The organism is Frankia sp. CcI49, from assembly GCF_001983215.1.
Lineage (GTDB): Bacteria > Actinomycetota > Actinomycetes > Frankiales > Frankiaceae > Parafrankia > Parafrankia irregularis.
Genome location: NZ_MOWP01000013.1, coordinates 1 through 18738 on the forward strand (window position 1 = coordinate 1; position 18738 = coordinate 18738).

At 69.7% G+C, this 18738-nt stretch carries 15 protein-coding genes and 2 pseudogenes; 7 read left to right on the forward strand and 10 right to left on the reverse strand.

Going from position 1 to position 18738, the window contains the following annotated elements; all coding sequences use genetic code 11:
* The 3 genes and pseudogenes from CcI49_RS42045 to CcI49_RS11825 all read left to right on the forward strand — a co-directional run.
* Nucleotides 1-801 (forward strand): annotated as a pseudogene (locus tag CcI49_RS42045) (hypothetical protein); the annotation flags it as partial.
* Nucleotides 802-1055: 254 nt separating this feature from the next.
* A complete protein-coding gene (locus CcI49_RS44430) occupies nucleotides 1056-1556 on the forward strand; it encodes a hypothetical protein (protein WP_158230758.1) in 501 nt (166 codons plus the stop codon).
* A 498-nt stretch (nucleotides 1557-2054) separates the two neighbouring features.
* A pseudogene (locus CcI49_RS11825) lies at nucleotides 2055-2708 on the forward strand (HAD family hydrolase).
* Between the two features lie 16 nt (nucleotides 2709-2724).
* Here CcI49_RS11825 and CcI49_RS11830 read toward each other — a convergent pair.
* The 5 genes from CcI49_RS11830 to fxlM all read right to left on the reverse strand — a co-directional run bounded on the left by CcI49_RS11830 (nucleotide 2725) and on the right by fxlM (nucleotide 8823).
* Nucleotides 2725-3513, reverse strand: a complete 789-nt coding sequence (locus CcI49_RS11830) for a thiopeptide-type bacteriocin biosynthesis protein (RefSeq protein WP_076826469.1) — start codon at nucleotides 3511-3513, stop codon at nucleotides 2725-2727.
* A gap of 15 nt (nucleotides 3514-3528) precedes the next feature.
* The gene (locus CcI49_RS11835; protein WP_076826471.1) at nucleotides 3529-4599 is read right to left on the reverse strand and encodes a lanthionine synthetase C family protein; all 1071 of its coding nucleotides are present in this window, start codon (nucleotides 4597-4599) and stop codon (nucleotides 3529-3531) included.
* Nucleotides 4596-7346 (reverse strand): lantibiotic dehydratase, encoded by a 2751-nt coding sequence (locus CcI49_RS11840; protein ID WP_076826518.1) that lies wholly within the window; start codon nucleotides 7344-7346, stop codon nucleotides 4596-4598. Before CcI49_RS11840 ends, CcI49_RS11835 begins: the two co-directional genes overlap by 4 nt.
* An 80-nt stretch (nucleotides 7347-7426) precedes the next feature.
* Nucleotides 7427-7570, reverse strand: a complete 144-nt coding sequence (gene fxlA / locus CcI49_RS40485) for an FxLD family lanthipeptide (RefSeq protein ID WP_076826473.1) — start codon at nucleotides 7568-7570, stop codon at nucleotides 7427-7429.
* Nucleotides 7570-8823 (reverse strand): methyltransferase, FxLD system, encoded by a 1254-nt coding sequence (gene fxlM, locus CcI49_RS11850; protein ID WP_076826521.1) that lies wholly within the window; start codon nucleotides 8821-8823, stop codon nucleotides 7570-7572. The genes fxlA and fxlM overlap by 1 nt, the downstream gene beginning before the upstream one ends.
* Before the next feature lie 653 nt (nucleotides 8824-9476).
* Here fxlM and CcI49_RS11860 point away from each other — a divergent pair.
* The 4 genes from CcI49_RS11860 to CcI49_RS41490 all read left to right on the forward strand — a co-directional run bounded on the left by CcI49_RS11860 (nucleotide 9477) and on the right by CcI49_RS41490 (nucleotide 13633).
* Nucleotides 9477-10793 carry a hypothetical protein gene (locus CcI49_RS11860; protein WP_131831068.1) on the forward strand — a complete coding sequence of 439 codons (1317 nt, stop codon included), beginning with the start codon at nucleotides 9477-9479 and terminating at the stop codon, nucleotides 10791-10793.
* Entirely contained in the window at nucleotides 10790-11341 is a 552-nt protein-coding gene (locus CcI49_RS11865) for a GNAT family N-acetyltransferase (protein WP_076826477.1), read from the forward strand. Before CcI49_RS11860 ends, CcI49_RS11865 begins: the two co-directional genes overlap by 4 nt.
* A gap of 572 nt (nucleotides 11342-11913) precedes the next feature.
* Nucleotides 11914-12609: a hypothetical protein gene (locus tag CcI49_RS11870; RefSeq protein ID WP_131831069.1), complete on the forward strand. Its 696-nt coding sequence runs from the start codon at nucleotides 11914-11916 to the stop codon at nucleotides 12607-12609.
* Nucleotides 12610-12739: 130 nt separating this feature from the next.
* Nucleotides 12740-13633, forward strand: a complete 894-nt coding sequence (locus tag CcI49_RS41490) for an effector-associated domain EAD1-containing protein (RefSeq protein WP_131831070.1) — start codon at nucleotides 12740-12742, stop codon at nucleotides 13631-13633.
* 143 nt (nucleotides 13634-13776) lie between these two features.
* Here CcI49_RS41490 and CcI49_RS11880 read toward each other — a convergent pair whose 3' ends face one another.
* Genes CcI49_RS11880 through CcI49_RS11900 form a run of 5 tightly spaced genes read right to left on the reverse strand, consistent with a single transcriptional unit; the run spans nucleotide 13777 to nucleotide 18659 of the window.
* A complete protein-coding gene (locus CcI49_RS11880; RefSeq protein WP_076826484.1) occupies nucleotides 13777-15141 on the reverse strand; it encodes an ATP-binding protein in 1365 nt (454 codons plus the stop codon).
* Nucleotides 15141-16676: an SCO6880 family protein gene (locus CcI49_RS42055; RefSeq protein ID WP_076826487.1), complete on the reverse strand. Its 1536-nt coding sequence runs from the start codon at nucleotides 16674-16676 to the stop codon at nucleotides 15141-15143. The genes CcI49_RS11880 and CcI49_RS42055 overlap by 1 nt, the downstream gene beginning before the upstream one ends.
* Complete coding sequence (locus CcI49_RS11890; RefSeq protein ID WP_131831072.1) at nucleotides 16673-17971, reverse strand: hypothetical protein; 1299 nt, start codon at nucleotides 17969-17971, stop codon at nucleotides 16673-16675. Before CcI49_RS11890 ends, CcI49_RS42055 begins: the two co-directional genes overlap by 4 nt.
* Entirely contained in the window at nucleotides 17971-18249 is a 279-nt protein-coding gene (locus CcI49_RS11895; protein ID WP_131831073.1) for a hypothetical protein, read from the reverse strand. The genes CcI49_RS11890 and CcI49_RS11895 overlap by 1 nt, the downstream gene beginning before the upstream one ends.
* Nucleotides 18246-18659, reverse strand: a complete 414-nt coding sequence (locus CcI49_RS11900; protein ID WP_131831074.1) for a hypothetical protein — start codon at nucleotides 18657-18659, stop codon at nucleotides 18246-18248. Before CcI49_RS11900 ends, CcI49_RS11895 begins: the two co-directional genes overlap by 4 nt.
* Between the last annotated feature and the right edge of the window lie 79 nt (nucleotides 18660-18738).

Sequence of the window (18738 nt, forward strand, 5' to 3'; positions counted from 1 at the left end):
TCCGGCCCCGCCCTGGCCGCCGATGGCCTGCAGGTCGACCAGGACATGTTCCTCGTTGACGTGACCGCCAACGGCGCCGGCGACAACAGCACCGTGCTTACTCTGCCCGGGACACGGGTGAGCGGGACTCTGGTACTCAATCAGACGCAAGACCTGCGGCACGAATCTGATCCCACGCTCCGGCTGGCAGTGGACGGGCTGACCTACGCTGGCCTACCTGCCGGGATCTCCGCGGACGACTGGCTAAAGCTGCTGCAAAAGGGCACCCGCTATGCCGCACAGCCCTACCAGCAACTAGCGGCGGCGCATCGGGCAGCCGGACACGACAGCGAGGCCCGCAGGGTGCTTATCGCCCAGCGTCGAGAACAGCTCAAGCGTAAAGATCCGCTCACAGGCAAAGCGCTGGCCAGCCGTCCGGAGCGGGCTTGGGGCTGGGTAACGAGACGGACTCTCGGCTACGGCTACCAGCCCTGGCGGGCCCTGCTGTGTCTGGTCGCCGTCCTTCTCATCGCCGTGCTCGCCGCCCTCTGGCTCGGCGAGCACGGCGCACTGGCCCACCCCAGCAGCGCCTCTGCCCCCGGCTCCACTCCCAGTCAGCCTTGCGACCACATCGAGCGCGTCGGCGTCGGCATCGATCTCGGCCTGCCCCTGATCAAAACCTTCGCCCGTAACCGCTGCGACCTGACCGTCAGCGAAGCCGGACACTGGCTTACCGGCATCGGTTGGACCGTCCAAGTCCTCGCCTGGACCTTCGCCACCCTCTTCGTCGCAGGCCTCACAAGTGCCGTCCGCAAGACCTGAGCGCCAGCACTCCGCCGTCGTTGGAATGTGCTCGGCGATCCTGTACCGCTCTCGCAGCGCCACCACGCCAGAGGCCGTCCTTGCTGGCAGCCGGACGGCGGTTGCCGTTCTTGGGCTTCAGACGGGCAGTCGTCGGTGCGGTTGTGGTGGTCGCCACAGGTGGACTGTAACTGGTCTGACGCCCGGGAGATTCGTCTCCCAGGCCGCCCCGTCCAGCCGGGCGCCAGTGAGGTCGGCGCCGGTCAGGTCGCAGCGTGGGACGCCATCGAGGAGGGGAAGTCGGCGAGGACCTGGACGGCGGCGCGGATGTCCGCCGCAGGTCGTACCGGCGGGGATTCCTGACCGTCGATGGGTGGGAGTGGACGCAGCGCCGGGTCGGTGCTGCGGGTGCGGACGAACGCATAGAGGACCTCGACGACGATGTGCTGATCTGCCGGGGAGTCGACCGCGATGCGTTCCAGGGCGTAGATCCCGGCGAGGCGGACGCCGCGAGGTTGTCCGGGTCGTTGCGCAGCTTCACCGCCTCCACGTGCAACTCCCGCACGTGGGTATCCCGGTTCGCCCGCCGGGTCTCAGCGTTGGCTTGGCCGGTTTCGTCCAGCGCGATCAGACCACCCGCCACCGCTGTGAACGCGGCGGCTGCGGTCAGCAGCCCGCCCGGCAACGCCGCCCGGGCCCGCATCGCACCGTCGTGCTCCCCGGGTACATCCGATCCGGCAGATGCCAGATTCCCAGCACCGCCACCCCTGCGCTGACCGCGGCGAGCCCGGCCACGATCCACAGCACCCAGCGACGCCCGGTCCGTCCGCGCGCTCCCCCGTTGTCCGCCATGGTGGCGTTTGTACGCCACCGCGTGCGAGCAGCTGCGAACCGTTACAGGAGCAGATAGGGCCGGCGCTCGAGACGGACGATTCCCGGGCCGAACAGGACGCGATCTCCTGAACGGCCCGGGTTTCGCGGGGAAGCAAGCGTTCCCGGCCCGCGGCAACTGGGATGTGCACCTCGGCCCACAGAGCGCCCACCGACACCGGCCCGCGAGATCACATCCGGCGACGCCGGTTTCGACCAAGTGGGCCCGACCACCGCGGCACCTGATCAACCGGCAGCCGCTCGCCTCCTGGCAGGCGGGCACGGGTAGTACCGTCCACAACCGGTCTAAGGGCAACCAGGCACTGACGGAGGGTAGCGGCGCCGGATAGCTTCACCCTGAACGATTAAGACGTCCGCAGTCCGACCAGCCGGAAGGGGCCCGCGTGCCGATCAGATCGGTGTTCTTCGACGTAGGCGAGACGCTCGTGGACGAGTCCCGGGAGTACGGAACGTGGGCGGACTGACTAGGGATTCCGCGGCACACGTTCTCCGCGGTGTTCGGCGCCGTAGTTGCCCGTGGGTTGGACTACCGGGAGGTGTTTCAGGTGTTCCGACCCGGATTCGATCTCGGGGTGGAGCGCGAGCGGCGTGCCGCGGCCGGGCAACCGGAGTCCTTCGGTGAGGAGGACCTGTACGCCGATGCCCGGCCCTGCCTCGCGGCGCTGCGCGCCGAGGGTTTGCTGGTCGGCGTGGCGGGCAATCAGACCGCCCGCGCCGAGGCCATCCTGCGGACGCTGGATCTCCCCGTCGACGTGATCGGAACATCGGACGGCTGGGGTGCGGAGAAGCCATCGGCGGAGTTCTTCGGGGGTGTCATCGCCGAAGCGGGTTGCACAGCCGGGGAGGTGCTGTACGTCGGTGACCGGATCGACAACGACATCCGCCCCGCGCAGGCCGCTGGTCTGGCGACTGCCCTCATCCGCCGGGGCCCGTGGGGCCACATCCTCAAGGACCCCGCGGTCGACAGCTGTCTGTTTCGCCTCGACTCGTTGGCCGAGCTCCCGGATCTGGTACGCAAACACAACGAGGCGAACTGAGCAAGGCCTCTCGCAATCAACGCTTCGAAGGCGTACCGTCCATCGGCGTCGCGCCGAATATGGCTTCTTGTGCCGCTCGCCCGAGCGTGGCCTGTGTGGTCGCTGAAAGGCCCAGCCGGTTCCAGTGGAAGATCACATGGCGAGTGATGACCGCACGTATCCCGCGGGTGAGCTCGCCGCGCTCTCGCAAGGTCTGGAGTGTTCTCCCTGTTTCTTCGAAGGCGGCGATCCAGTCGCCGTCTATGAGATCCGGGCGGGCCTCGCCGAGGAGGAGGTGTCGGACGTCGCCGGTGAAGGCTGCCCACACCGGCGGGTCGGGGGGCACCTCAGCCAGGCCGGGACGTGCTTCGGCGACACGTGCCCACACGTCGCCCTGCTCGTTGAGGTCCAGACCCGCGGTTCGCATGAGCTTCGTGCACAGCACGAGTGAGTGTTCTCGCCGGCTGACTGTTCCAGCGTGGAGGAAGGCGAGGAGGTGGTGGCTGTCGCGGTGGAACAACGCGTGCGCGGCGCTCATGCTGCCGGGGCCGCCGAAGGCATGGATCTCGGGTTCGTAGATGTCCCGGGTCCAGGGCACGCCTTCGGTGAGCAGCGCGTGTACCGGGTCGTGGCCGTTCGCGTCCTGCGCGAGCTGGTAGCGGACCCGCCAGGGGCCCTTGCGGAGGAAGAACCAGCGGGTGATGGTGCCGTCGGTCTCGACGGCGGGCAGGACGCGGGCGAGATGGTCGAGGGCTTGGCGTTCACGCTGATGACGGTCGGGGCTGGGCCAGGCGATGTTCACCTGCTTCCATGATGTCTCATCCATGGTGGGGCCTTTCGGTCAGCAGAGCAGGAGGCAGGCGTCCCAGGAGGTCGCGGTGCCGGCGGCGGCCAAGGCGGCGCCGGCCGCGCCGGTGAGGAACCCGGGAGGTTCGCTGCTCGCGGCGGTGGCGTGCTGGTGCAGGGTTTGCAGCGCGGTCAGGGGAATCGGGGTGAGGGCGTCCGTGGCGATGCGGCGTCCGGTTGCCAGGAGACCGGCGGTTCCGTGGCAGAGGCCGCGGTCGGTGAGACGGCCTGTCTGCGCGGGATCGTTCACGCAGTCGACGAACGCGGCTTCGGCGTGGCACTGGCGGGTGGTGTCACCGAGGGCGCGGGCGGCGAGCTGCTGGGCGCGGGCGAGGCCGGGAGTCCCATAGCACCAGGAGGGCCGGGCTGGGCCGGATTGTGTCGGGCGGCCGGTGTACAGGTCCTCGCGGGTGATCCACTGCGGCCACCAGAGCCCGGCTGGTCCGTCCTGGCGCCACTGGTCAAACCAGCCGGTAAGGGTTTCGATGGCCTCGTGCTGGCCGCGAACGGTGATGCCGTCGAGGTGGGTGAGGGCCAGGAGCGCGAGCGGGCCGGCGATGCCGTGGGCGATCCCGTGGTTCCCGTGCCCGCCCGGCAAGGGTTGGTCGCGGTGGGGGCCGTGTGCGCACCACCAGCCGGGAAGTCCGTCGATCGGCTCGATCAGACGCACCAGGTAGGTGAGCACGTCGCGGAGAAGGTCAAGATCGTTGATGCGCCGGGCTGTGACACCGAGTCCGGTCAGGCCGCGGATCAGGTCGTACTCCGCGTACACCGGCAACTGGCGCCGGTCGATGCGGCAATGAGCGGCATCCAGGCGACGGCGCGTCACCTTCGCGGTCCCCGCGGCGGCAATGCTGGTTGCCCTGGCGAGTCCAGGTCGGTCGGTGTCGGCGAGGACGAACGCGAGGGCCGGCGCGCCGTAGTAGAGGCCGGCGCCGTCGGCGATGCTGACGCCGCCGGCGACAGCCTGTTCCAGTGCCGTACGCGCCGCCGGCCAGTCGCCGGTTTCCAGGTGGAGCAGGGCGATGCCTGTCGTGCCGTCGGCGAGTGACTGCTGGGCGGTCACGACGTCGCCTTCGTGGCGAGGTCGGTGAGGGCGAGGGTGCGGGCCAGGCGCAGGCAGTGTCGTTCGGAGGCGGTGTCGATTCCGATCATGCGGGCGTGGTGCAGGTGCAGCAGGTCGGCCAGCAGCTGGTCGGTGTCCAGGCCGTGCAGGTCGGCGAGGGTTCGGTAGGTGGCCAGCGCGGTGGTCAGCCTGTCGTCGCCGTAGGGCGTGCGGGCATGGGCGAGCTGGGCGGTCACCAGGCGCGGGCCGCCGCGGTGGGGTGCGTGGTCGACGAGCCAGCGCGGGCCGTCGCCGGTGAAGCCGTGCGCGATGGTGAGCATCCCGGCGGCGGTTGCGGCCTGCCGATCGCCGGAGCGCAGGCTGAGCGCGGCGTGGGAGTCCGCGGCGAACACCGCCTCGGCGGCGGCGAGGGTCGGCCCGTGTCCGTAGCGTGTCTCGGGTCGGTAGGTGGCCAGCATGTAGTCGGCCAGCAGGCCGTCGTCGTGCAGCCGGTCCGTCCATCCGGCGAGATCGTGGGCCACCGCAGCGAACCGTGCACCATCACGCAGCGGGATCCGTAACCGCAGGTGGGGCTCAGGGTGCGGGTAGCGCAGGAACCACCAGCCTTCGGCAAGATCGGGGAGTTCGGTCACGCGGGCGAGGATGTCGTCGGCTCGTCCGTAGAGGCGGGCGTCGAGCCAGCGTGACCGGCCGGGCCGGTGTTGAACAGTGCTGGTGGGACGGGCCGGCCGGATCGTCGGGCAGTCCCGCGCTGGCGGGGTGCGGGTGAGGGTGAGCAGGAGCTCGGCTGGCCTGCCGTCGATCCAGCCCGCCCGCTCCGCGGCCTCGGTGAGGACGACGCATCCGTGCCGGTCGAGGTCGCTGCGCAGGATCGCGAGGTGGGCGGTCTCGTCAAGGTCGAGGCGCAGCCGCACATCGTCGTCGCCGATCAGCACCCCACGCGGCACGCAAGCCCGTTCGCGGTGTCGCTCCCAGCCAGCGCGCCATTGCGGCCACGGCGTGGTGGTGGGCGGGAGCGCTGCCGCGGGGATCGTCCAGCGGGCCGGGTGCAGGATGGACCGGCCGCGCCGGACCCTCGGCAGGAACGGCAGGTTGCGGGCGTGCCCCCAGTCGAACCGTGCGCAGGGCGCGGCCCAGGCGATCCAGATTTCCGTGAGGAAACGGATGATCGGCTGCTGGCCGGTCGGCAGGAGCACGCAGTTGACCAGCAGTGGCTCGACCGGCCGTCCGGTGCGGCGGGACACCAGCCACAGCCGTTGGCCGTCGCCGGCCACCGCCAGATCGTCCAGCGTCCAGGGCGGGTCAGGGTGGAAGTCGCCGACGGGCAGTAACGGCAGGAGCTGGGGTGCGCGTGCGACCGTGGCGAGGCGGGTGTCCAGCGGAGGCCCCGACAGCTGCACGGCGTCCGCTGCGGGCAGGACGGTCGGCAGGCTGGTGTAGACCTCGCGGAACCGTTCCCGCTCGACGGTGGTGAGCAGGTACAGGAACCGGGCCGCCGCGGCCGCGGCGTGCCGGGCCCCGCTCACCACCGTCAGGGTGAATGCGCCGCGGTCGAGGTCACGCGGTGTCGCGGCGGCCAGGGTGAACCGGAGCTCGGTGTGCGGGATCGGCGGCCGGTCATCATCGCCCCGGAGCGATCCGAGGAGATCGTCATCGAGGACCACCTCGCTGCCGCCGTCCAGGGCGGATTGCTGCGCGAGTGACAGAAGCAGTCTGTCGCGGGCGGTGAAGGCCGCGGGGTCGCGGCGGGGTGAGCCCCGGTACCCGGCGGGGAAGCCGAGCACGCGCAGGACGTCGCGCAGCGGCACGGCCGCGCCTGGACCCCACCGTTCGAGAAACGCCCGGTGGTAGGTGGTCCACCCGGGCAGCCGCGGCGCGACCGCGACGAGCGCGCGGGCGGCGTCCTGCGCCTCACGGACCACGGCGGGGGGCAGCGTCACCGAGCAGTCAACGCGCAGGTCGACCGCGATCCGCCCGCCGGGGTCGGGGAGGGTGAGATGGCGGGCAAGGTGCGTGGCCGGGTCGGTCACGGTCATCGGCGGCCGGATCGACGACACCAGCGCCCCCGTGCCTACCAGCGTCGCCAGCAGCCGCTCCGCCGCCGCCTCCATGCCAGGATCGCCGGCCATCGTCGCGGCGAGCTCCCGGAACGGGATCGGGGTGGAGGCTGTCTCGACCGCCACCCGCACCGGATCGGTCAGTGCGATCTCGACGTCCCAGACCCGGTCGCCCTCGACGCGTGCGCAGGGCAGCACCCACACCTTCCCGCGCCGATATCCCAGCGAGTTCGTCACGACCGTGACCGTGCGCAGCGTCGCCAGATTCCGCTCGGCTGCCGCCGTGTACTCGGCGAGGAAACGGTCGTCGGGGCGGGCCACCTCGCGGTGTCCCTCCCCCCAGCAGACCGCCGCGCGGGGGCCGAAGGCGACCGGAGCCACCCCGGCGAACCTGCCGAACGGGGTCGCTCTGGTCGTCCAGCGCAGCAGATACCGGACCGTTGACTCCACCAGACGTCGTAGCCTGCGTGCCTGGACCGGCTCGTCGGCGAGAGCACGGGTGATCTGGGCGGCCAGGTCCGGCGCGGCCTGGCCGACCGCCGCCGCGAAGCCGCGCAGTTCCCACGCTTCGCGCAGCCAGGCCAGCCACTCGCCGGGCTGGTCGGTGGTCAGGTCGGGCCAGGCGGGAAGCCGCAGGTCGCGGGGGTAGGAGGCGGCTCTGATCAGCGCCGCGTCGGCGACTTGGAACATCTCGCGCTCCAATGTTCCGGGGTGGGTCCACAGGACGGCGGGCCCGGCTTCGAGAGCCGGGCCCGCCGGTTGGGCGTGGTTCAGTTGCCGCTGCCGCCCGAGCAGGCGTCCGAACCGGTGTTGCCGGAGCCGCATTCGTCGCTGGTGCTGGTGGCGTGGCCGCCGGCGGCGGGCCCGGCGTCGACCAGGTCCACCTTCAGGTCGTACTTCTCGTAGTCGGACATCAGGGGGTTCCCTTCTCGTGGGGGGTGAAGGTCAGGACGAGTCGGCTGTGCCGTCTGTCCAGGACCGCCCCGTCCGGCAGGTCGCCGTCGGGGGTGTGCGCGGGAAGCACGTGCAGCACCGGAGACGGGCTGCCCGCGTCCACCCACGCACGCATGTGGTCGGTCATCCGCCGAGCCTCCGCCGCGGCACCATTCCCATGGGCGCAGGCACCGAGATCGAATCTGCGGTCGGTCCAGCGCAGCTCCGACCGGTAGGCGAAGGCACCGTCGCGCAGGACGGCCGGGGTACCGAACCGCCAGGAAGGAGTGACGGTGCCGGCTTCGATCGCCGTTTCCTGCGCCGTCAGGACCACGAACTGTCCTACCTCGCGGGAAAGGCGGGTCGCCAGCCACAGGTCCAGGTCGATCAGGGCGGTGCGGGGCGGCAGGCTCACCCCGGCCCATGCCTGCTCCCGAGGCGTTTTCAGAAGGTGAGCGACCGCGTCGGGGTCGACCTGTTGGCCCTCGTCCAGGCGCAGGTGGACGCCGTCGGCGATGTCGACGTACCGCACCTCGTGGGCCCCGGCACCCTGCATGAAGACGAACCCGCACTGGCGGTGGCTCTCACTGACTAGCCGGTCCCCACGTCGCCGCAGGGCCCACGACTTGGTGATCCCGAACATGCGCAGCGGCACCACCAGCACACCGCCGTCAAGAAGCTGATCACGCCAGGCCGGCGGGACGTCCCACGCCCCGACCGTGACGATGATCAGATCGAAACGGCGGCCCGGCGCGATCGGGTGCTCGGCGTCCGCGCACACCACCACGACGTCGTCGTAACCCGCCGCCGCCAGGCAGGCGACCGCCCGGTCGGTCACCTCGGGGTCGATATCGACCGTCGTCACCGACCCCGACGAGCCGACGAGCTCCCGCAGCAGCGACGCGTTGTACCCGCCGCTGCCGACCTCGAGCACATGACGGCCCGCCAGCCCGCCGAGGGCGTCCGCCGCCTGACCGAGCATCTCCGCGATCAGGAACGGCGCCGACACCGAACTGATGGCTTCCTCGCCGCGGAACTTCTTGAGGACCGCCGTGTTCTCGTACGCCTGCTCCGGCGGAAGCCCCGGGGTGAACAACTCGCGGGGAACGGTCCGCAGCGCCGCCTCCACCTCGGGCCGCAGGGCAAGGCCCTTCGCCGCGTGATCGACGGCCAGCCGGTCGACCATCGCGTTACGGAGGCGCTCGTTCTCGCTACTCATGGTCTCGACGCTCATCGCGGTGTCCCTCTCCCGATGCGTGCGGGCCGCCACGGTCCGGGCGGACCCTGCCAGGTCCAGCAGGCTGGTGATCAACGGCAGGCTGCGATCAGCCGCCGATCACGATCTTCACGCCGTGACCGGCGGTCGATGTGATCGCGTGGTGTCGTCGTACTCACCGCGTTTCACCGCAGCGATGAATGCACCCCAGGCCGCTGGCGTGATCCCGATCGGCCGGGTCAGCGAAGATCTGAGCATCACCAGGTCGGGCCCATGCGCTACCCACACCACGTCGACGGCATCGGGATCCGTAGTGCTCGGCGCACGCCACGGCTCGACGTGCACAGCGGGAGTCGGGAGCGGCGTTCCTGGGGAGCCACCTCCGGCCAGCTGGACCTCGTTGCCTGGCTGCGAGTCGGACGTCTGCGCCCCCGGCGGCCAGTGCGCGTGTGGCATTCGGGTGGGAAGGGGTGGTGTAGGGCCAGCGGACCCGTCGGGCGTTGTCGTCACATGCGCTCCTCTGCGGATCCAGGAGAGTGGCCGGTGTGTGTCCCGCCGTGCAGGACCCATCACACAGCGCGCGACCGGCCAGTGGGAGGGTGAGATCTTCTATCCCAGGGGTGGGAAAAAATGTCTCACCCATGGCGCACCGACGGCCGAAGGGGAACGTCGTGCACGCTGATGCTGTCGAGGCCCTGAAGGAGAAGCTGGCCACGCGGTTCCGGCAACTCCAGGAACAGCAGGGCGTGTCCGGCGTGGATCTGGAGAAACGCACCACCCACGACCGGAAGAACGTCTCCGCCATCCGCAACAGGGGACGGCTCCCAACCCGCGACATCCTCCGGGCCTACGACCGCGAGTTCGGCACCGGCAGCGAGTTGACCGACCTGGGCGACCGGATCCGCGCCGCGCAGAAGGCGCTACGGCTGGACAGAATGGCCAGGGCGGCGGGGGTAGACACATCCGAGCCGCCGCGCGCACAGTCGGACGAGGAGGTGAACAGCACGGACAGACGTCAGGTGATGGAGCTCGGTGCGCTGTCCGCGCTCGCACTCTCCACCCAGCAGCGCATGGACGCAGCCGTCGCCGACACGACGCTCGACGAGCTCGAAGCGGACGCCGATGAGATCGCACGGATCTACGGGTCAGCGCCGCACGCATCGCTGCTGCCAGAGGTTGGCGGACGCTGGCGGCAGGTCCGGGACATCCTTGATGGCCCTGTCACCCCGCTGGCCCGGTCGAGGGTGACCACGCTGGGCGGCCAGTTCTCCTACTTTCTCGGTCGGCTGGCGTTCAACGTCGGCGACATGCGTTCCGCCCGCCGCTTCGCCGGGCTCGGCGCACGGTATTCGGCGGAAGTCGGCGATCCGGTGCTTATTCTGTCCATCGCCGCGTTGCGCTCATCAGTCGCATATTGGCAGCAGGACTACCATAAGGCCCTCGCGCTACTGCGGGCAGTTACAGACGTCTCGGACCCGTACATGGATGCGCGGGTCGCAGCCTACGAGGCACGGACTTACGCGGCGCTTGGGGATGCCCCGGCCGCGCGGGCCGCTTTGGACCGGATGGATGCGACAGCGGGTGCTTTCACCCCTCGGCCCGGATCCACGCCGGTTGGCCCGGCCGGTGTGGCGATGTTCCGCGCGGGTGTCGCTCTGACGCTGCAGGACGGCGGTGCCGCGCGGGAATGGGCTCCACTGGCCGTCTCGAGCTATCAGCAACGCGGCGGAGACTACTCGGTGGAAGAGGCACAACACGCAACGTTGATGCTCGCGCTCACCCATCTCGCGGGCCCCTCCCCCGAGCCCGAGGAAGCGGCACGGCTCGCCGCGAGCGTGCTGACCGCTCGGATGGCACCGACCCACACTACGGCCGGGAAGATCAGACGCATCGGACAGTCCTTCACCGCGGACCACCAGCGACTTCCAGCTGTTGTGACGTTCACCGAGGCGTATCGGGCGCTCCCGGCGGGAAGCGCCGTGCGGTGACCATCCCGACCCTCACCACTCCTCGACTGACCCTTCGTCCCATCCTCCGGGAGGACCTCGACGCCTACACCGAGATCTGGGCCGATGAGGAGTTCGCCCGGCACATCGGCGGTCCGCTCGACCGGCACAGCATGTGGCACAACCTCGCCGGCAACCTCGGATGCTGGGCGCTCGAAGGCGTTGGCCCCTGGTCCGTCGTCGAGAACGAGACTGGGCACCTCGTCGGCCGCGCCGGGCTGTGGGCGGAACCCGGCTGGCCAGGAGTCGAGGTGGTCTGGTTCATCGGCCGCCCCTCGTGGGGCCGGGGGTACGCGACCGAGGCCGCGGGCGCGGCCATCACCTGGGTATTCGAGCAACGGCCGCCCCTGACCGAGGTCGTGTCGGTCATTCGTTCGACCAACGTTGCGTCCATCAGGGTCGCGGAGCGCCTCGGGATGCGTTTCGACCGTGTGGAGTACCTCCACGGCGGCGAGAAGGGCGTCTACGTGACCAGTCGAGAGGACTGGGCTGCCCGCCGGCGGGCCATCACCGCCACCGGCTCCGCCTGATCAGGCAGATGTGGCCTCAAGCCGGAAGTGGCACCCGGCGCCGCGCATCCGCTCGCTCGTGCTGTTCCAACCGCGCGATCACCCTGCTGGCCGGGCAGGCTTGCGGGTCCGCCCTACGCGAGCGGGTCGTCATCACCATCTCGACAGCGGGCCGGCCGAGGCCGCCGCTGCAGCTTTGCTGTGCTTCTTCACCCTGCTGACGGTAACGCCCAACTGGCTCGAAGAATGGATCACCACCGCTCGTAGTGCCGACCTGCCTCACCGCTATTCCTTCACCCGTGTTCTCGATCTCGACCGAGCAGCCATCGATGCCGCCGTCACCCTTCCCCGCCCCAACGGGCGCCGAAGGTGTGAGCCAAAACCGAACGGATCACGCGCCAGAGACACGGCCGGGTCCACCCTGCTCCCCGCCATATCCTGCTCGGATAACACTCCGCTACCACTGAAAATGGAATGGAGCCGTTTTCTTGACACTCCCCGTTCACCAAGTTCACCCGCGTCATCCGATCACTGCTGGGCAGCGGCTCCGCGTGCCCCAGCTCTTCGCTATGCAGTAGTGCCGGCGTGGGATAATGGACGTCGCGGTCACCATCGGTGACTGCTGTACGAAGTTGACGCAGAAGGCGCCACGGGGGAAGCACGTGATTTTCGATGCCGAGCGCGCATTCGCGCCCATAACCGCTGCCGCATGGGGTGGGCAGCCCTGGCCGAACCAGCCTCCACCCGCACCGCCGGCAAGGCGGAGTGCCAGCGGCATTCTCGTCGGATCGCTTCTGGCCGCTGTGCTCGTGCTGCTGGTCTTGGTCGTCATTCTCCTGGAGCGTGGTGGGCCTGATAGGCAACCCCCGCCCTCCCCGCCGAACGCGCTCGGCTCGTCAACGCAGCAGGCGGAAGCCGGCGGTGAGGTGGCGGGCGACGTGCCCGCGCTGAAGCGAACCTTCTGGGTGAACGCGCAGGACTACCTTGACCTCGACCTCGACTCCCCAGGGCCTCCCGCAGGTATCGGCCGATTTCAGGCCGGGTGGGACTTCGAGATCCTTGAAGGTGGTCTTCTCGGGCCGGCAGACGTCGGTGTGGCATTTTCCCCCTGGAAGGGTGTCGACGATTGCCGCAACGTGACGGCTCAGCCTTTTCCGGGTGTCGGCCCCACCATCGCATTCACCCTCGGGAGCAAGGTGTGTGTGAGGACGACGAACTCGGAGACGGTCTCGGTCTCGCTGAAGGAGAGCCGAGGGTACCAATATCTCCTGGAAGTCGAGATCTACTGATGATGTCGGCGCGCACATCAAGAATCGTTCCACATCGACGATCAACCAACATCGTGACCGATGGCGGATTATTGCCGTGGTGTCACGAGGCTGGTGGTGCGGGTAGCACACCAGGTATGCGATCGACGAGATGACAAACACCCATTCCCGGACGGCCGCCGGAGATGAGAACCCGAGGCTCGAGCCAGCCGAGGTCGAACAGCTGGCGACCTGTTTCGATACCCGGTCCGCCGCGAACGTTGTTCTTGACCAGATAGGTTTCCCGCGGTCTGATATTCCACACTTCGGGACCCCTAGAGAATTCTGGAATCAGATCGCCCGAGAGCTCGAGAACGGCAAGATCCGTGGCGGTCGCACGAGGTTGTTGGCGGCGGCGCACGGCATTTATCCGAAAAACAAGACCTTCGCCATTCAGGCAGCCGCCGCGTCCTCACCCGACGAACTTGATGCCCCGCCCGCCTCCTTCGCCCCTGCTCATCGACCTAGACGGGCACCCAAAGAGGTGCCGGTCACGCCGCCGACGGAAAACACGCCAGGAGCGCGGACGAGCGTCACGCGGAAGATAATTACGGTGATTCTTTCGCTGGCCGCCGCTGCGCTGACGCTGACGGTCACGTGGCCGAACACCGGCGGAGGGCAGGATCCATCCGAGGACAACGGCCTCGGGTCCGATGCCCCGCTCACCGCACCCTGGTCCAGCACGTTCCTGGCTTCGTTGAACCAACGACTGGATCTCGACAGGGCGCCAGCAGAGGACGACGCGCCCGAGTCCGGAGATGGGGATCAGGTCTGGGACGCGCTCGTTCAGCCGGACGAATTGTACGTTAACACTGGCAAGAATGTGATCATCGCGTCCTCGTCAGACAGGGAGGAGTGCGCAGCGGCGGCGACGAGCGATCCGTCCGTCCCTTTCACTCAGGGCCAGGTCGTCTGCGTGCGAACCGACCAGCGCCACGTCGTCATCCTAGAGTTTGTCGCCGATCGCGGGAGCCAGATCCAAATTCGGGGCCGCCTCGTTCCCTGACCGACAGGTGGTCGATCTCCACCGCACCCAGACGGGACCGGCGATCCGGACAGGTACGCCCCGTCCAATACAGTAAGCACCGAAAGTGGAACAGGGCCGCTTTCTTACATTCCCATTCGCCGCCTTACCCGGGGGATACGCCCTCACCTCGTGTCCCGAGGGCGCATGGCGGCGTCGGTGTCGGCGAAGGACCACTCGTCGACGGTGATGATGTGATCGACGAGCGCCGTGTGGCCGCCGACGTCCCACACGGCGACGAACGGTGGAAGCGCGCGGAGCAGATTGGTCTCGACCGCGGTGAGGCCGAGCCCGGTGAGCAGGTGGCCGGTCTGTTCCGGGTTCTGGTGCAGGAAGACGCGGACCGAGGTGGTGTTGAGCAGGCCTTCGGCGATGCGGGCGGTGGCGGTGCCCGCGCCGGCCTGTGCCTGCAGGTCGGCGATCGCGTGGGTGATGAGGATGTTCGCGGCGCCCCACTGCCGGCCGAGGCGCCACTGGTCCTGGAGGAATCGGACGATGGCGTGGTCGTCGAGCGCGATCCATCCTTCGTCGATCACCATGGTCTTGTGGCCGGTCTGGCCGTACAGGACGGTCTGGAGCCAGCCCGCGACGGCGGTGAGGACGAGCCGCAACGCCCGGCGGTTGGTGAGCAGCCCAGATAGGTCGATGATCATTCCTGGTGCGTCGTCCCAGGTCAGGCCGGGTGTGGTGGGGCCGTCGCAGATGCCGTGCAGGTCCTGTTCGAGGATGGTGGCGCAGGCGTCGAGGAGTGGGCGGCGGCGGTCGAGGAGCTCGGCCTCGGTGGTGTCGAGGTCGTCGGCGAGGGTGCGATCGGGATAGGCAAGCGCCTTGCGCACGTCGACGAGCGTGGGCGCGGGTCGCACCGAGGTGAGACGGTGCGCGAGAACGGTGAGGAGCCGCTGTTCTCCCACGGCGAGTTCGGGCCGGCCCAGCGCCACGGCGAGCATGGCGGCGAGCACGGAACTGCGGCGGATGGCCTGCGCCTGGGTGCCCGGGTCGCCTGCGGAGGTGCGGTGGCCGTTCGCCAGGGCCCGGGCGTGGTGCACGCCCGGGGCGTCGTCGAGAGGGTTGATCCGCAGGTTCCCACCCGGGTGCAGGCGCAGGGTGGCGAAGCCGAGCCGTTCCCCGAGGGCGGTCCATTCGCCTTTCGGGTCGATGACGGCGGTGAAGGTCGGGCGGCCGCTCCTGGCGGACAGGAGGCTGGTGCGGTAGATGTACGACTTCGCGATGGCGGATTTTCCGTAGGCCCCCGCCCCAGAGATGATCATGTTGGGGCCCTGGACGAGTCCGGCCGCGTAGGCGTCCACCAGGTCGAAGTGGAAACCGCCGCCGGCCAGACGGTTCGCGCCGAGGAGGGGACCGGTCTGGGCCAGTCCGGTCTCGATGGACCAGGGGTGCAGCGCGGACAGATGCGCCGTGGTGGCGACGTGCCGGGGCAGCCTGAGGGACGGTCCGGCTCCGCGGCGGACGAGGCGATGGTGCGGGCGCATCAGTGGTCTCCGGTGAGGGTCTGACGCGGGGGCAGGCCGAGCGGGAGGGTCGCCGGCCACGCCGCGCCGTGGCGGCCGTGCAGGGGGCGGAGGTCGGTGATGCCGCAGCGCGCGGCGAGTTCGACGGTGGCCGCGGTGGTGGCGTCGAGGTCGTCTCGGCTGGCGGCGGCGAGGTCGAGGAGACCGATGTAGGCGAACTCGGGGAAGCCGGCGTGGAGTTCGGCGTCTCGGCGGTCGATGTCGTCGTGGGCGTGGGTGAGAGGGGCGGCGATCCTGAACGCGTGCCGGTCGCGCAGCGCGGTGGCGGTCTCCGCCGAGACGCTGTCGCTGTTGAGGCGCCGGCGGGAGACCCGCCAGGGCACCGGGGTCATCGCGACGGCCAGGGTTCGGGTTCCGGGGGCCTCGTGGAGCAAAGGGCTGAGCCATTCCGGGTGCAGCGCGTGGGCAGGCCACTGAGCGATCCAGAGCACGCGGTGCCAGGTCTCGCCGATCCGCGCCGCGGTCCACGTGGACTCGACGATCAGGTCACGCGGGTCGCGTGGGAGCGGGTGCGCGGGCGTCGGTGGGGGGAGGTGTGCCCAGGTGGCTGGTCCTCCGGGTGGGTGGAGGTCCGCCATGGTGATCGCGTCGTGGGTCGAGGTGGCGTCGGCGTGGTCGCGGACCGTCCGCAGGATCGCCTCGGCGGACAGGGCGCCACGCACGTCGAGGCCAGCCGCCCGGCAGCGGTTGGTGAGCGTTGCGGTGGCGCSCAGCGCCGCCGTCCGCGCGTCCACCGGTCGTCCGGTGCGGGGCGGATCGATCGTCATCCAGAGCCGGATCTCATGGCCGAGGAGGAAGCCCGCGGTGTCCTCGACGATGCGCCGGTACGCGGCCTCAGGGCCGGTGACCGTGCGTTCCGGTGATGCCGGCGGGTCGCTGTGGCCGGACCGGACGGTCCAGCCGAGCTGGCGGACGCGGGGATCGCGCGCGGATTGCGAGAGCACATGGGCCCATCCGGCGATGCGCCGATGCTGCTCGTCCGGCGGGGCCAGGCCGAAGGGTCCTCCTCGTACGTCCAGAACGACCGTGACCGCACCCGTGCGCCGGTCGCGGAGGAGTCCGAGTGGGCGTCCGTCGATCGTGGGGACGTCGTCGGTGTGCGGTCGCAGCAGCTCGAGTGCTCGCAGGCATCGTGGCAGCTCGGCTGCCGGGCCGCCGGTGTCCGCGCGGCCCACGGTCGGCGGGTCTCTTAGGCCCGGGGGCGTCGATACGTCGTCGTAGTCGCCCGCGGTCGGGATCGATGCCCGGAGCAGGTAGCCGGCGATGATCGGAATCAGGGTAATGACGAGGTGTCCCTCGACCCGCGCGAAACCGAGGATCAGGCAGGTCAGGAGAACGGCGGCGCCGGCGACCGTGCCTACCGGTGGTCCAAGTAGCGCCGGCCCGGCCGCGAGCCCGCCGACGCCGACGGCGACCAGGCTCACCTGCACGCTGGACGCGCCGAACAGCGCGGTTCCCGTCCGACGGGGTAGCAGCCGGTAGACCGGAGCGTTCATGATCGCGATTTTTCGGAGGGTGGCGTGGCCGGACCGCCCTCGCCGGTTGGCCGGCGACGGCGCCAACCCGGCGGCGGCCCGGGGGTTGTCCCGTCCGCAGACGGTGGATGCCGCGGGTGCGGCGGATCGTGCGGTGTGGGGCGCTGTCCCCCGGTATCGGCCGTGTCGGGGCCTGGATCGGGGTTCGGGTGGCTGGCTGTTCCTGATGGAGGCGCGTCAGTGGGCGGATTCTCAGGGGTTCGTCGACGGCGCCGCCGGGCCGGTGGCGGGTCGGGCAGACTCCGGGATTCGCGGAGAGACCCACCCGGCGGGTGCTGTCCCGGGTCCTGAGAAGGCTGCTCACCCTGGCCTGCACCGCCGGGCCGGCCGAGCGCACGCCGCCCCTGCGCCAGTGCCTGAAGCCAGTACGCCGACTGCACGGCCTGCATCGCGCCCCGGGCGGGTGCCCGGGACAATCCCTGCGCCAGGACGAAGGTCTCGGCGAACGGGATCAGCCGCCACACCACGAACGGCATGAACGCCGAGATCATGATGATCGCGACGGCGGTGAGATAGCGACCCCAGCTCGACGGTGTGACCATCGCCTGGTCCGCGTCGAGGAAATCCGTGCCGACCCGCAGCGCGATGAACACTGCCGGCTTCGAGAAGGCGACCGCGACCGAGATCTTGACGACCTGGCCGGCCGCGGACCGCGCTGGCCTCATCGTCATCGCGGCGAACGACAGCGGAGCCAGCGCCGTCACGATCAGGGCGAGAGCGTTACGCACCAGGAGTTCAAGGAACACCAGAACCGTCGTCATGAAGGTCAGGGCCGCGACGAACATTCCGGCGATGTCGTGTTCCGGTGGTGCCGCCAACGCAGCCATCAGACGTTTGATGATCTCCCCGTTCGGGATCACGATGTCGGAGATCACGTCCGTGACCACGAGCATCTGCTCGACCACCCATGGAAATCCGATGATCGCCAGCACGGCCAGCGGGATATCGCGGGCAATGCGCGCGACCGCCCGCCCGGGTTCACCTGCGAGTATCCCGATCATCACCCCCAGTGTTGTGGTTCCGGCGAGCAGGAGACACGAGACAGAGGCGACCGTCTGATAGGCACCGCCGTCCCCGATGAAGAAGGCGGCGGTTACCTGAGGGCGGGCGGCCTGATCGAAGAAGCCCGAGACCAGCTCCTCGACCGCTCCTCCGAGGGAACCCACGAACAGGCCGATGACCGAATCCATCGCCTCGTCGATGACCCCACTGACCCCACCGCCCACAAAGTCCCGAAGAAGCCCCAGTGCCCCCATCAGCCGGACCACCCCAGGCCACCCTCGACCACACGCGCCAGCGACGAGCCACCTGCGAGGTTCGGTGCGACGAGCGGAAGGAACCCCGGATCCGGGTCCTGTGTGCAGTCAGCCGGCGGTTCCGAACGGTCGATCAGGAAGAAGGGTGCTGCCCACGCACCGAACCGCGCGGTCCCCAGACCGATCATCACGAGGACGGCGGCGCAGGTCAGCGCGCCGACCAGCAGCGGCCAGCGACGCCGTCCACCGTCGCGACGCTGTCCAGGCTGCGAACTCACGCCGAGATCCACGCGATCAGGTCCGGCGCGTAGGTGATCAGCAACGCGCCGCCGCTGCCGCCGAGAACCATGCCCCAGCCACGGATCCCGGACGGCGCGGAGCCTGTTACCCGTCCGATGCCCAGCGCGCCACCGCCCACGATCACCGCGCCCACACAGCAGACGAGCCCGAGTTGAGCCCCGACATCCAGAAGATCCTCGATCTTCGATCGGCCGGGGAGGTCACGCCAGTCCGGGGTGACCTCGATCGGAACCGGGCTGGGTCGGGGACTTTCCGTAGGCGACGCAGAGGTGTCGGCCTGCTGCACCTGCTCGATAGTCGCCGGACCGTCCGCCAACGCCGGCGGTGCCATGTAGGCCAGCACCAGGCCGGCCAGGAGCGGCGCCGCGACCTTCCCTCTTACCCGCACGACCATCCCCACCTCCAGAACGTGGATCTCCCTACGCTCCAGATGTGTGAACGGCGACGCCCGATCCGGAAGCCGGGTT

Excerpts from the sequence above, each read along its gene's own strand:
- CcI49_RS11830 (WP_076826469.1), bottom strand. The coding sequence starts at position 3,513 with ATGGATGAGACATCATGGAAGCAGGTGAACATCGCCTGGCCCAGCCCC.
- CcI49_RS11840 (WP_076826518.1), bottom strand. The coding sequence starts at position 7,346 with ATGTTCCAAGTCGCCGACGCGGCGCTGATCAGAGCCGCCTCCTACCCC.
- fxlA (WP_076826473.1), bottom strand. The coding sequence starts at position 7,570 with ATGTCCGACTACGAGAAGTACGACCTGAAGGTGGACCTGGTCGACGCC.
- fxlM (WP_076826521.1), bottom strand. The coding sequence starts at position 8,823 with ATGAGCGTCGAGACCATGAGTAGCGAGAACGAGCGCCTCCGTAACGCG.
- CcI49_RS11870 (WP_131831069.1), top strand. The coding sequence starts at position 11,914 with ATGGACGTCGCGGTCACCATCGGTGACTGCTGTACGAAGTTGACGCAG.
- CcI49_RS41490 (WP_131831070.1), top strand. The coding sequence starts at position 12,740 with ATGACAAACACCCATTCCCGGACGGCCGCCGGAGATGAGAACCCGAGG.
- CcI49_RS11880 (WP_076826484.1), bottom strand. The coding sequence starts at position 15,141 with ATGCGCCCGCACCATCGCCTCGTCCGCCGCGGAGCCGGACCGTCCCTC.
- CcI49_RS11890 (WP_131831072.1), bottom strand. The coding sequence starts at position 17,971 with ATGGGGGCACTGGGGCTTCTTCGGGACTTTGTGGGCGGTGGGGTCAGT.